Source organism: Paenibacillus sp. Cedars (genome assembly GCF_003184205.1).
In the GTDB taxonomy this organism is placed as follows: Bacteria; Bacillota; Bacilli; order Paenibacillales; family Paenibacillaceae; genus Paenibacillus_AQ; species Paenibacillus_AQ glucanolyticus.
The window spans coordinates 3,425,018-3,438,324 of sequence record NZ_CP020866.1 but is presented as its reverse complement, the minus strand read 5'-3'; the positions used below and the strand labels follow the sequence as shown (position 1 = coordinate 3,438,324).

General features: G+C 47.2%; 14 protein-coding genes. 7 read left to right on the top strand and 7 right to left on the bottom strand.

Going from position 1 to position 13,307, the window contains the following annotated elements; all coding sequences use genetic code 11:
- Positions 1-99: 99 nt before the first annotated feature.
- Complete coding sequence (locus tag B9D94_RS17360; protein ID WP_148247596.1) at positions 100-1,107, top strand: phosphotransferase; 1,008 nt, start codon at positions 100-102, stop codon at positions 1,105-1,107.
- 114 nt (positions 1,108-1,221) lie between these two features.
- On the opposite strand, the gene B9D94_RS17355 is transcribed toward B9D94_RS17360, so the two are convergent.
- Positions 1,222-1,818, bottom strand: a complete 597-nt coding sequence (locus B9D94_RS17355; protein WP_148247595.1) for a YjgB family protein — start codon at positions 1,816-1,818, stop codon at positions 1,222-1,224.
- 337 nt (positions 1,819-2,155) lie between these two features.
- On the opposite strand from B9D94_RS17355, the gene B9D94_RS17350 reads away from it, so the two are divergent.
- A complete protein-coding gene (locus B9D94_RS17350) occupies positions 2,156-2,953 on the top strand; it encodes a formate/nitrite transporter family protein (protein WP_036637514.1) in 798 nt (265 codons plus the stop codon).
- Between the two features lie 40 nt (positions 2,954-2,993).
- Here the strand turns inward: B9D94_RS17350 and B9D94_RS17345 are convergent, their stop codons facing one another.
- Positions 2,994-3,521 carry a GNAT family N-acetyltransferase gene (locus B9D94_RS17345; protein WP_148247594.1) on the bottom strand — a complete coding sequence of 176 codons (528 nt, stop codon included), beginning with the start codon at positions 3,519-3,521 and terminating at the stop codon, positions 2,994-2,996.
- A gap of 260 nt (positions 3,522-3,781) precedes the next feature.
- Here B9D94_RS17345 and B9D94_RS17340 point away from each other — a divergent pair, with 260 nt between their 5' ends.
- Together B9D94_RS17340 and B9D94_RS17335 are read left to right on the top strand one after the other, a co-directional pair.
- Positions 3,782-4,759, top strand: a complete 978-nt coding sequence (locus B9D94_RS17340; RefSeq protein ID WP_148247593.1) for an ABC transporter substrate-binding protein — start codon at positions 3,782-3,784, stop codon at positions 4,757-4,759.
- A gap of 112 nt (positions 4,760-4,871) precedes the next feature.
- Positions 4,872-6,497: a helix-turn-helix domain-containing protein gene (locus B9D94_RS17335; protein ID WP_172963965.1), complete on the top strand. Its 1,626-nt coding sequence runs from the start codon at positions 4,872-4,874 to the stop codon at positions 6,495-6,497.
- A 98-nt stretch (positions 6,498-6,595) separates the two neighbouring features.
- Here B9D94_RS17335 and B9D94_RS17330 read toward each other — a convergent pair whose 3' ends face one another.
- Together B9D94_RS17330 and B9D94_RS17325 are read right to left on the bottom strand one after the other, a co-directional pair.
- Positions 6,596-8,434, bottom strand: a complete 1,839-nt coding sequence (locus B9D94_RS17330) for a UbiD family decarboxylase (protein ID WP_148247592.1) — start codon at positions 8,432-8,434, stop codon at positions 6,596-6,598.
- Positions 8,435-8,606: 172 nt separating this feature from the next.
- Positions 8,607-9,998: a TraB/GumN family protein gene (locus B9D94_RS17325; protein ID WP_148247591.1), complete on the bottom strand. Its 1,392-nt coding sequence runs from the start codon at positions 9,996-9,998 to the stop codon at positions 8,607-8,609.
- 245 nt (positions 9,999-10,243) lie between these two features.
- On the opposite strand from B9D94_RS17325, the gene B9D94_RS17320 reads away from it, so the two are divergent.
- The 3 genes from B9D94_RS17320 to B9D94_RS17310 all read left to right on the top strand — a co-directional run bounded on the left by B9D94_RS17320 (position 10,244) and on the right by B9D94_RS17310 (position 11,714).
- Complete coding sequence (locus B9D94_RS17320; protein WP_148247590.1) at positions 10,244-10,513, top strand: DUF6809 family protein; 270 nt, start codon at positions 10,244-10,246, stop codon at positions 10,511-10,513.
- A 157-nt stretch (positions 10,514-10,670) separates the two neighbouring features.
- Positions 10,671-10,979 (top strand): helix-turn-helix transcriptional regulator, encoded by a 309-nt coding sequence (locus B9D94_RS17315; protein WP_148247589.1) that lies wholly within the window; start codon positions 10,671-10,673, stop codon positions 10,977-10,979.
- A 93-nt stretch (positions 10,980-11,072) separates the two neighbouring features.
- Entirely contained in the window at positions 11,073-11,714 is a 642-nt protein-coding gene (locus tag B9D94_RS17310; RefSeq protein WP_253805996.1) for a GNAT family N-acetyltransferase, read from the top strand.
- 102 nt (positions 11,715-11,816) lie between these two features.
- Here the strand turns inward: B9D94_RS17310 and B9D94_RS17305 are convergent, their stop codons facing one another.
- From B9D94_RS17305 to B9D94_RS17295, 3 genes are read right to left on the bottom strand one after another with little or no spacing between them, the layout of a single operon-like run.
- A complete protein-coding gene (locus tag B9D94_RS17305; protein ID WP_006209626.1) occupies positions 11,817-12,095 on the bottom strand; it encodes a YxcD family protein in 279 nt (92 codons plus the stop codon).
- Positions 12,096-12,098: 3 nt separating this feature from the next.
- Entirely contained in the window at positions 12,099-12,551 is a 453-nt protein-coding gene (locus B9D94_RS17300; RefSeq protein ID WP_148247588.1) for a hypothetical protein, read from the bottom strand.
- Positions 12,552-12,607: 56 nt separating this feature from the next.
- Positions 12,608-13,186, bottom strand: coding sequence for a PadR family transcriptional regulator (locus tag B9D94_RS17295; RefSeq protein ID WP_036637524.1), 579 nt, complete (start codon positions 13,184-13,186; stop codon positions 12,608-12,610).
- Between the last annotated feature and the right edge of the window lie 121 nt (positions 13,187-13,307).

Genomic DNA, 13,307 nt, shown 5'->3' with positions numbered 1-13,307 from the left:
TTTAGGATGGCACTGAAGTTGTATAATACGGTTCGGAAGTGAACCAGCCCCGATTTCTGCCATAAGAATCGATTACAAAGAGTTGGAGAGGTAATAATCATGATTCAACGATTGATGGAAGCGTACTGGCCTGACTGGAACGGCAGCACGGTGGATGGTCCTACGGGCTGGAACAATACCACCTGTTTTATCCATCGTGTTCGTGAGAACCGCCGTTCTGTCATGCGTATGTACAATACACATCGGGATAAGGGCAAGATCCAGTTCGAACTTGCTGTTCTGAACTCGCTGCCGCAGATGCCGCTAAGTTTTAAGATTCCTGTGCCAATCATCTCCACATCGGGCGATCATGTGGTGCAATTATCGGATGGCAGCGACCGATACGCATGCCTATTTGCTTACATTGAAGGAGTGCGCCCGGAAGCAGACTCGATTCAATCCGTGTTATCTTTCGGGGAGAAGACGGGGGAGCTTGTAAACGCACTTGCGGTTTGTTCAGTTGGTATGGACCCGGTGTATCCGCCGTATTACGAGCTGCTTCAATCGTATCCTTTATGCAGTGAGGCCTTTGTTCTTGGTTTTTGCCAGCGCCCGCCACAGCCGTTAAGCGATCTCCGCGACGCGCTTGTTATATTAGAAGAGGCCTATGTTGATATATGCGGCAGGCTGGACTCCCTGAAAAAGCTTCCGCAGCAGCTGGTTCATGGCGATCTGAATTGTTCTAACCTGCTGGTAGACGCAGAGGAATCAAGCAAAGTTGTCGCATTGCTTGATTTTGAGTTTTGCACGCGGGACGTGAGAGCAATGGAGCCTGCAGTTGTGATTTCAGGTTTTCTGGGTTCTGAGTTTGAGCGAGAACTCATTAAGAGGTTCTGTGAAGGGTTTGCGTGCCGTGTACGGTTAAGTTCGGAAGAAATTACGGCGATTCCGTTTCTCATGCGCTTGCGCATGGTCGATGTGTTTTTGCACTTTATGAGTCGTTATATAGAAGGAACGGATGATGTCAACGTGTTAAGGGAGCAGGTGGGTTCGCTGGCTGCAGGATGCAAACGTCTGGAACACAGTCATGAGTGGATGGACGACATGTTGAATCAATATTTGATGTAAGCAGAAGGAAGGCTAATCGATGAAACGCAACGCAACCAAGAAAAAACCCGGACTCTCTTAGAGACCGGGCTTGACGCTCTGACCATGATTTCTAAGAAATCATGGTTTTTTGCATTATTTTTTCATCAGATTAATATGGTCAAGCTCTGTACTGCTGTTAAAGATAAACTCTAATTTGTAATCTCCCCGATTGTAGGTGAGTTTGGTTTGAGTGGTCTTGCCGTTTTTGAAAGTGGATGTGGCATCCGGAGCAAACCAGTTTTGCTTTAACATCTTCATCGTAATGCCGCCGATATTAGTCTGTCGTTCCACATTGGTTCCAAAATAACGCATCTCGCGGATTTTGTTCAGTTTATAGGAGAAGGCATAGCCCGGGTTCCCCATGTTGGCACCGTACAAGTCAAAGGCCTCTGCATCCTTACCTGGTAAAGAAGGCTCGCCAATCGTTTTGTAAACATCCTGCTTTGTGCTTTTACCGATTGTTAAACCGCTGACTGCACCAGGAAACTGGCCCTTTAGTGCGGGTTTATAGAAACTGTTGAGTTTCTGAAGAGCCTGTTCGGAAGCGTAATTGCCGGTGCTTGCCGTTGTGGCCGCTTCTGCTTGGTGTATAGGGAAAACGGTATAATTCACTCCCAAAGCACTCAGGCCGACAACCCCTGCCATGGTAAAGGTGACGATTGCTTTTTTAGCTAGCTGTTTCATGTCCATGTTGTATCCTCTCCTTTGTAACATGTATTTACCACATGCTCCGTTTATCAAACAAGAATTCCGGACTTATCCTCCCATGATAGTGGAAGCGAAGAAATATTAGGTTACGATTATATGAAGATGAAATCTCAGAATTGATACTCAAAAGCGAAGCTGGTTTGCAGAAGGCTGTGATCACCACACGTCTAACGGGTACACCGGCTGCGGAAAGAGATGATGAGGCCGATCGAAGATTCATTATAAGCGGGGCATTTCTCATATGATAATGCTCAAGATGATATGAATTATATGTAAAATCGTGTAATCTATATAGAACCGTCTTTCTTCAGGAGGAGTTATGGAAACCAAATCGCTATTCAAAGTGGAGCAGCTTGCTCTGAAAAAACACAAAATATTTAAGCAAAGCCAGCTTCGATATTTAGCACGGTCCATGCTTGCCAGTATGTTCATTGGCTTTGGCGTCATTGTCGCGTTTAAGACAGGGAACTTTTTTTATCTGGAGCATTCCCCCTTGACGTACCCGATGGCTGCCCTTACGTTTGGCGCCGCCATCATTCTGATTGCGTATGGGGGAGGAGATTTGTTTACCGGGAATACCTTCTACTACACGTACGCCGCTCTGCGCAAGAAGCTCAAGTGGATTGAGGTTGTCAAATTGTGGATCTTCAGTTACATCGGGAACATTTTGGGCGCATGCGCGTTTGCGTTATTGATTTTCTTGACGGGACTCTTTATGGATTCGTCCGTGAACGGGTTCCTGCTGCATGTGGTTGAGCAGAAAATGACAACCCCGATGGTGCAGCTGTTCTTCCGGGCGATTTTGTGCAACTGGCTCGTATGCCTTGCATTTTTTATCCCCATGTCACTGAAGGGCGATGGCGCCAAAATGTTCGCGATGATGCTGTTTGTATTCTGCTTCTTCATCTCCGGCTATGAGCACAGCATTGCGAATATGTGTACGTTTGCCATCGCGTTGGTTCTGAACCATCCGGGCACGATTTCATTTGATGGTGTGCTGCACAATTTGATTCCGGTGACGCTCGGCAATTTAGTTGGAGGCGTGCTGCTTATGGGCTTTATGTATTATTTTGTAAATAAACCCTTCCTGGATGCTTCGGAATCGCTTGATGAATAACACGTAACGACAATAGGGGAGCCCTATCATGCCCGTCCGGTTACTCTCTTAATAGGGAGTACATCTGGGTGTCATGCGGAACACCGTCTTGATAAATATATCGGCGAAGAATTCCCTCCGCTTCAAAACCGAGCTTGGTTAGGAGCGTCCGGGATGCCTGGTTCTCGATCAAAACAACGGCGCCGATACGGGACAGATCCAGCGTGTGAAACCCATAGGCAATGATGGCCGAAGCAGCTTCGCTTGCATACCCCTGACCCCAGAACTCAGGATGAAGTTCATAGCCGATTTCGGCCCTCTTGTGCCTTGGAGACCATAGATTAAATCCGATCGTTCCGATCAAACCGCTCGTCCCTTGGAGCTCGATTCCCCATCGAAGGCCGCGTTTCTCGGCATGGTTTTTGGCGAAAAAATCAACCAGTTGGAGCGCTTCGTCGAGGGAAGTCAGCTTGTCTTGTCCGTAGTAGCGGACAACATCGTCATTCGAGAAGCAATCATAAAGAGCCCTAGCATCCTGTTGGTGAATTTCTCGCAGTAACAATCGTTTTGTCTCTAATCGTGGAAACATGTTTTCCCTCCCAGGTAGAAATTAACAGTCTGAATACTATTCATTATATAAAGATTCATAGGATAAGAGAAGAGGGGCTCCTAGCAGGAGGCCTTTCTTTTGAGTTTGTATAAGAAATATTTTGAGAAAGTGCATTGTTTGGTGATATTGAGTGGGATACAATGTATCTGAACGAAATGAGAATGATTATCATAATCAATAGATGCAATAGGATCTCGTTTCGTACCTTTTAACAACAGGCAAGGGGAGAAATGGTTTTTATGTTAGGGATAAGGACACATCACAAGAGCGCCAGATGGATAATAGCTTTACTTGTACTGATGATGGTTCTGGCTGGATGCGGCAATCAGCAGGACACGGCGGACAAGCAGGCGGCTCAAAATAAGATGGATCAGACAGAGGCTGATACCAAAGTGATGAAGGATGAATTCGGCGACGTCGAAATTCCGGTAAATCCGAAACGGGTAGCGGGTATTTATGTGGAGGACTATCTCTTGGCTCTCGGCGTTACGCCAGTTGTTCAGTGGTATCATCCGAGCTGGGGGAAACAGGATTACTTGGATCTGGATGTGCCAACCTTTGATATAACAGGGAGCATGGAAGGGCTGCTGGAGGCAAGCCCGGATTTGATCATCGTTGACGGTGCGGTGGATGCAGCAAAATATGAACTGTATTCCAAAATAGCCCCCACCTATCGGCTGCCGGAGTCCATTCTGCAGAAACCAACGGAAATCCTGAAAACGATAGGGGATGTGCTCGGTATTCCTGAAGAAGCTGAACGTGCGCTTAACGAGTACAATGAGAAGATCGCTGACGCCAAAGCGAAGCTGAAACAGGCCGTTGGCGAAGAGACCGTTGCCGTCCTCAGGCTGAATATCGGGGATAAGACGCTTGCTCTGTTTGGTATCGAAAACCGTTTTACCGGCAACATCTATAAAGAGATGGGATTGATCCCTCATCCGTTTGTGAGAAACATGACCGATTATCAGGCCATTTTGTCGCAAGAGAAAATTCCTGAGCTGGATGCAGATCATATCATCGTATTCCCATCGAACGGCGGATGGGACTCGGAGGAGAACCAAGAAGCGATGCAAGTATTTGATAGCCCGCTATGGAAGTCGGTACCGGCAGTCAAAAATGGAAATGTCTATAAAGGCAATCGGACGCACTGGCAATCCGGCGCAATTACCGCTAATATGATGAAGGTTGATGATCTCTTGAAATGGTTTGTCCAATAAGCAGATCGTCCGTAAACTAGAATATAAACAGAAAGCTGCCGGCTGCGCTGGATGAGCTTTCTGTTTCTTTGCACTATATTCGAAAAAAGTTTCTTGGTCAGGGGAAGATGAGATGAAGAATGAGAACGGCAGGATAAACCGCTTCACTTGGTTCTATGTGTTGAAGGATATTCAGCTTCGTTCAGAGTACATCGATTGGCGGGAAGATTTCGTGCAGGGCAACGAGTTTACGCTGCTGATCGTGACGGCCGGAAGCGGGAAATGGGTCTTGGATAAAACAGAGCTCACTATGCGTGGAGGGCAGAGTTATCTGATAGCTCCCGGTTCGACAGCACGTCTCCGTTCTGAAACAGAAGGCATGTGTTTCTATCATTTAACTTATGAACTCTGGCGGAGTGAGGGAGATGACCCTGGACAAACTGCACCTGTAAGGAGCTCTCAATCTTCTCTGCGGCAGGGGGAACTGTTGTGCCGCCCGTTCTCCCAATGCATCGACTATCTGGAAAGCCTTTATCGGCACCGGCATACATGTAACGAACTTGAATCCTTCGAATTAGCCGTCTGTTTTCAAGCGTTCATGCTATTCCTATATCGTCAGAATCAGAACGATTCTTACACGTTGAATATGCGTCATGCTGTAGAGTTATCGATTGAACATCTGAAAGAGCATTATGCAAACCCATGGACCGTGGAACAACTGGCTGAATTAGCGAATGTTGCACGCTGGCATTATACACGTATATTCAAAGAGATTACGACCCAGTATCCCCTCGATTATCTGAACGGGATTCGAATAGATCGGGCAAAACATATGCTGCTGGCAAGCGATGACCGACTGCTGGACATTGCACAGTTTGTCGGTTTTAACAGCGAATATTATTTTAACCGTCGTTTCAAACAAACCGTTGGTGTTTCTCCTGGACAATATCGCCGTAACCACTACCGACAGGAGAATATGCGAGTGTTTGCACCTTTCCTTGAAGATTTTCTGGTGGCCCTCGGAATAACCCCGGTCGTGCAGTGCTCACACTCCAGATGGGGTAAGCAGGATTACCTCGGTTTGCTGCACGTCCCGGTTATTGATATTGAGAACGAGGATATTGCTGTACTGTCTTGTCATAAGCCTGACTGCATTATCATAAATATCGGGTTTGAACGCTGGATGTCGGACGATGGTTTGGGACGGTTGGCTCCAACGTATCAGTTCCCGCACCCGGGTGAGGATTGGCGTCTGACCCTGCGTAAATCGGCGGAACTGTTGGGCAGGAAGGACCGCGTGTTGGATATCATTTCACAGTATGAGCATAAGGCCAGCGAAGCCAAGAGGCTTCTTAGGCAATCGGTCCGTACACAGACCGTTGCTTGTCTTCGAATATCAGCCCTCGGAATCAGTCTCTATGCGGGTCCTGATCACGGATATACGGGACCTATACTGTACAAGGACCTTGGTCTGACCCCGCATCCACTCGTTCTGCAGTTGTCCCGGGGGGCCAGGATAGCCAGCCTTACCAAGGAATGGTTGAAGTTGCTGGATGCCGATCATCTGTTCATTACGTTTGATAAGCGTCATTCTTCCTGGGAAGGGGAGGAACGGAGTATGCTGGACTGGTCAGAATGGCAATCACTACCTGCTGTACAGGGCGGCTGCGTGTACGAGGTCGATTTTCTGACCTGGATGAATTATGGGGTGATCTCGCATGGGAAGAAGATTGAAGATGTGCTGAGGGTGCTGGCATAATAAATGGACTGATCCAAAGTCAGTAATGACTAAGGACCAGCCCATTTTAGGTTTGCTTTCATTTGAAGGAAATAAGATTCAAAGCACGTTTACGGCTGCTAGCGTATTTGAATGCGGCTTAAACTGCCGCCGTCTGTAAACAAGCGCTTGATATGTTGTTCGACTGCGGCATCCGGAATGAGGGGCGGTGCTTGATGCGGTTTCGAACGGGCATCGATAATGATATTGTCGCAGCCCCAATGCTTGTGCTCATAGTAGCCGTTCACACCGTGAATGTCATGGGAAGGGTTGCTTCGCGTAAAGGTCGCCCAGAGAAAATTGCTGATGGCCGCACTCATGAATTCACTGTCATCACATAGAATGATCATCGGGCAAGAGGGGAGAGGGCCTCTCGCTCGAATAGCCTCGCTTAGTCCGTCCATTTCCAGCTGCACATCGGAATAACTCGTAAATGGGGAACCCTGTATAGCCACAATGCCTGGCATGATCAATCGGGCAGGGGAGAATCCTGGCAGATCCTTCAAGGTTTCAGGCACTTCACGGCAGAGCTCTCTTTTTTTATCCCCAACCGCTGCAAAGACAACCTTGCTGCCAGTATTGAGTCCGGTTCCGGAATAATCGAGGGTATCGATTGTAGTATTGGTCTGAAAATGGATGTCCCGGTGCAGATTGATGCGCTCCAAGATATACGTCAAGAACCCCTCGATATGGTGCGTGCTTAACGCTTGTTTCTCTTCAGCGGCAATGAACAGATATTTGGCCAGACTCAATTGGCCGGTGCCTAGAATCCGATTGGCAATGGTGAGCAGCTCTGCCGGCTGTTTTACTTGTTGGTAGGGGGTGTAGCGTTCGCTGCCAATGGCAAACAGCAGGGGGTGAACCCCGGCAGCATCAACCGCATGCACTTCTTTGACACCCGGGATCTCTTGGCGAATCGCCCCGCCGGTCAGCTCATGAATCAGCTCTCCAAAGGACGTATCTTCCTGCGGCGGTCTGCCGACAACCGTAAACGGATAAATGGCCCGCTGTTTGGCATATACCTTGTGCACTCTCATGACAGGAAAAGGATGAACAAGGCTGTAATAGCCCAGATGATCACCGAATGGTCCTTCCGGTTTGGTCTCGCCGGGATGAATCTCCCCTGTAATTACAAAATCCGCATCGTGGCTTATACAATAACCATCGACATAGCTGTACCGGAAATGGCGCCCTGACAGCAAACCCGCGAAGGTAAGCTCGCTCATGCCCTCAGGCAACGGCATCACGGCCGATATCGTGTGGGCAGGTGGACCCCCTATAAAAATACTTACTTTAAGAGGCTGGCCCAGCTTGTTTGCTTTTGCCTGATGGATGCCGATGCCGCGGTGGATCTGGTAATGGATGCCGACTTCTTTGTTCATTTCATATTCGTTGCCTGTAAGCTGGACGCGGTACATCCCCAGATTGGAATTCATAATGCCCGGTTTTTCCGGATCTTCGGAATACACTTGTGGTAAGGTGACAAAAGCGCCGCCGTCGTCCTTCCAATGTTTGATCAGCGGCAGATCGGCGATTTGGATTTCCTGAAACCCTTGCGGGAGGGCGGTTGTTTTTTTGAGAGGCAATGCGGTTTTAGCCGCTAATCCCGTCCCGACATATTTAAAAGGATTCTTGAGCGCTTTCATGGGTTCATTGCGCAATGCAATGACATCTTGCGTAGACTCGAACGTGTCCCGAAAAATGAATTTGCTGCGCTCCATCGTTCCAAACAGGTTGGATACCGCACGGAAGTTCGAACCTTTTACGTTCTCAAACAACAGTGCCGGGCCGCCTGCCTCGTAGACCTTCATATGTATGGCTGCCATTTCAAGATGAGGGTCAACCTCTTCATGTATACGAACTAAATGCCCGTTTTTTTCCAGATCAATGATGCACTCTTCCAAATTGTGATATTTCATGATATAGCTCCAATCCTTTGAAGATAGTGAACTCATTCTACCATTATCGGTAATCTGTGAGCGCAGGTCAATGACACATGATACATGCGGAGCATCTCTATATATAAAAAATCGCCCTGTCCACATGAATACGGACAGGGCGATACAATATCAATACAGCAGGATACCTTGTTTATTTCTGTACAAGCTGTACATCATAACCTTTTTCTTTTAATAAATCGACAACCATGCCATCCATGACATAATGTGCCGCGCCTACCACGACAAAGGAAGTATGCTCTCCTTCTTTTTCCAGCAGCTCGGACAGTTTAATGGCCATGTTCTTGTCTCGTTCGCCGATCAGACGCTGATTGGTTTCCCCTTGGGTGAGCTGTCCGTCAGCGGTCAGGGTTTTCTTCAGGCCTTCCACGTCGCCTTCAATCCAATCCAGCTGCATTTGCTTCAGGTTGTTGGCAATTTCCTGCGATCCTTTTTCTGACAAGAGGACATCCAGCAGCTCATTCAATTCTTTCTCCTGCGTTTCGGCAGGCACGTCAGCGAACAGGTCAGCTTGCAGCTTAATGCTCTCCAACTCATGAATTGGCTTGCCTGTCAGCATGGCACTAGTAAGGAAATAGCTGTCGATACCGGTTGCCATGGCCAACGCACTGTCGGCCGGATTCTCGAAATAACCGAACGTGGAGAGGGTGTTGGATACGCTAAAGGGCTTGAAGCTATCAAACGTGTTTGCTGGCAGTGCCAGCTTTTTCAGCGTCTTCTGCAGCTTCTCGTAGGAAGTTGCGGATATATGATCCTGCAGCTTCGTACCGTCACTGTACATCATCTTCTCTTGGAAATAAGACATATCCCCGTTGACAATATCAACCTCGACCCAAAGATCGTCCGATGCCGCAAACGCATCGCGAATGCTCGGATGCATCGGATACATGTCGGTCAATCCCAAATGAACCGATCCGAGCAAATACAGTGTGTTGTTATCGTTAGTCACTTTCCACATCAGGCCTTCGGCTCCGCCATCGGCCGTATCATATGTATACTCAATCAATCGGCTGGCCATCACGACCGCTTGTTCGACGCTTGATGGCTGATCCAGCTGCAGACCTGCTTTGGTGCCTTTTACGATGCCTTTTTGCTGCATGTAATCCATCGGTTTGACCGCCGTGTTCCCGAAAGCTTCCGGCAGCTCGTAATTGGACAGGAGCTTGAATAAAGAGGTGATGACCATTTCTCTTGTGATTACATCGGCTGTTACATAGGACAAGGAAGCTTCTTTTTTCTTAAGACCCAGCTGATCCAGCTTCTTCGCCGTAGTAGCCATTAAAGATTGAAACTTATCTTCCGTAATGGATTGTCTGAAGGTTCCGTCATAATACCATTCCATCGGATATATGCCGTATTTCTCACCTTCGTTCAGTGTAGCTATCGACCAAGGGCTGATGTCGGGTACGGGAGCAGTCGGTGTGTCGGCATGAATCGGGAAGACATTGCCTAACAGAATGGTTAAGCTTAATGCCCCGGCACCGGCCCAGCGCTTGACTCTACTCCAGCGTTTGTGCTCTTGCATGAAATTGTTCTCCTCTCAAATCGGTTCTGTATGGAAGATAACCACCACAATAGTAGATTATACCATAAGATAGGATAGCTCTGGAATATAGAGGCCTAGTTCCATTGAATAGAAGAGTCCTCATCAGGGGGAGAGCTCACTGCGACAGAAAAACCTATGCGGAATTTGGATAAATATCAATCGATTTATTTTTTTGGTGTAAGCTTATCTAATAAATCAGACGTGTTTAAAGGAAAGGAAGGGAAATGATTAATATTCTAGAGGAAATATACTATGGAAATTGGCGTCCTGATGAATCAATAAAATCTATTGATCCAAATTATAAGTCAATTAATAGAAAAATTTCTAGCTGCATGGAGTCCTTCAAAAAAAATTTATTGGAAACTGAATTTGAGCAAATTGAAGAGTTGTTTGATTTGGCAGGTCAATCAAGTGCAATGCATACGGCGGCAGCGTTCGTGCATGGATTTAGAAAAGGTGCCCTGTTGATGATCGAAGTATTTAATGAGGAATAGATGTTATATGCTTGTACTGCACAGTGCGCTTACACCATACCGATCGTTTGAGCTCCATAATTTGTTCGGTCAACTTCTCCTGCAATTGCAGAACGGGATGTGAAAGAGCAGTCCGCATGCCGGATCCTATTTTCTTGGCGAAAAGGTAGCTTCCTACTTGGCGAATCACCTGGAGCAGCCCTTTGATTCGGGAGAGTTGGACCGCGAGCTGCATTATCATTTTGATTATTTGGCGCGCTGCTTGAAGCAATACTCGGGGATGAGTCCGCTGCAATACAGACATCATCTGCAGATTGAGCGAGCTAAACGGCTGCTGGCACATTCGGAGCTGTCCCTGATCAAAATCGGAGAGCAACGCGGCTTCCAGGATAATAACTACTTTACACGGTTATTCAAACGTCAATCGTCGTACACCCCCGGGGAATACCGGAAGCAGTATCAGGTGTTTCGCGTGGATTCTTCCTAGATAAAATAGCGTATAGTGGTGAGCAAGTATGGACCTGCTGATTCGAAAGACAATTCAATTTGAGGTGGAATTATTTGTAGCACATTATTGAGAGTGGATCGATCTGACATTCCAAAGGCAGCCAGTGTGCTGGCGCAAGCTTTTGCAAAGGATGACCCTTTATATCAACTTATTTTGCCTGATGAGACAACGAGGCTCGACGCACTGAATATTTTTTTTCAGTGCTATATTGAAATGTTGTATCCTTATTCGGATGTATTAACGACGTCTAAGGACTTCGAGGCCGTGGCGTTGGTATTCCATTCGGAGCGACAGGCAGGAACACTGCTCTCTAACGTTAAGTATGCGAAACAGATCGGGCTTGCCATAATCAAATCCTTGCCGATTTGCCGAATCATTGGAATACGAGGATTTGTTCGAGGACTAACCATTTTGCGCAGCATGAGTTCAGTTTGGCTATCGATGCTGGGCGAGCGGCAGTATATGCACTTGGATATGATTGCTGTGCAGGAAGGCTGCCGCGGACAAGGATACGTTTCGAGGATCATAAAGCCACTGCTTGCAGAATGTCATACGAAGAATATCTTATGTACGTTGGAGACACAGACCCCAAGCAACGTACCCATTTATGAGCACTACGATTATCGCATGGTCAAAATCATTCCGTTACCCAACAGTTCACTCCGGCAGTATTGCATGGTGTACACGCCGGATGGTCTTCAGCAGCATGAATAGCCAGCAGGAACGTTTGCAGATAAGTTGGGAAGAGAAGAGGGTTTATTATAAAAAAACTGCCGCCTCGCGTTACGCAAGGCGGCAGTTTTTATGATTTCTTGCTTATTGTTGAACAATTGCGATAATTTCGTCTTCAAGCTCAAGTCTTACCTGTTCGCTGTATGCGCGAATGTTGTACTCGGAGTGCAGGTAGCGAAGAATCGCTTCAATGAGGTTAGCCTCAATCAAATACTGGGTTCTTCCGCTTACCCATACTTCCGCCGTATAACCGGTATCCTCATCCCAGCTAAGCTCAAGCGATACATCTGTCGGTTTGACGCCTCTGCGTTCCGCCTGGTGAAGACAGACCGCATTGATGATTTCGTCCATGCTTAGAACCATGGATTAGTACCGATTATTATTGTTATTGTTGTTGTTGTCGCGACGCTCGTTTTGTTGACGACGATTCTTCACGGCACGTACAACAGCCATAACGACCATAATCAAAGCCCAGATTGCAATGAGGTTAATCAACAATCCCATAATTTCGCCCATGAAGCCCATGCCAGCGAACATTCCGCCGAAGAGCAAACCGGCAAGACCACCGATCATAAGACCTTTCATCAAGCCGCCGCCGCTAAAGAATCCGCGTTTGGTTGTGTTGGCTGCAGCTCCTGTGTTATTGGAACGGTTGTTGGATTGTTGCACATTATTGGTATCATTCTTTTTCGGAGTGCTGTTGTATGTTTTATTACCGGATTTGAAACCGCCGCCGCCTCTTCTGGCATCTGCGGAATCTGGTGTCAGCGCTACAAAGAACAGTGTAATCGCTACAAGAATAGTCAATACTTTTTTCATCGTGTTCTGTCGAACCTCCCAGTGAATTTAGAGTAATAAAGAGTACTACGGACGAGTCACGATAAGGTTTCAAAATTTGTGCGACCATGTTTTGAGGCGGTTGAGCGCTGCTGCTGTTTTAATAAATCCAGTACCCAATCACACCATTTCAGCTCGGTCTCAGCCATCATCAATCCTTTGGTAGCGAGTACATAATTGCTGAATGCCTTGCTTCCAAGCTCTCGGGTTTCCTCCGGAATCCCCTCTAAAATCTGCTCGTAATAACGCTTTTTCTCCAGATAGCCAATTCTGCGGTCCTCGAAAATATCAACGGCGATGCCGATCTCCGCTAACCACAGGCAGAAGGTTCGAAGAGAAAGTTCATCTTTGGTGACTGCGGGAGCAATGGGTTGGTACATCCATTCGCGCAGCTTCTGCATGCCCTTTTCGGTAATCGCATAGATTTTCTTGTCCGGTTTATCACTTTGCTGGACCCAGTGAGAGGACAACAATTGCTTCTCCTCCATGCTGGACAGCAGGGGATAAATTTGACTGTGTTTGGCTTGCCAAAATGGCTGTATGCGAAGCATCAAATCGTATCCTGATGATTCTCTTCTTGCTAGTAGTCCTAACAAGCCGTATGACAACGTATTCATGGACATAACTCCCTTTGAAACGCATATCGTGGACACTAAGGTTGGGATGGAAATCCGCCTATCGGTCCGGTTGATAAAAAGTGTACACTGAAACTGTATGGTTTGACAACTGGGGGAGGGT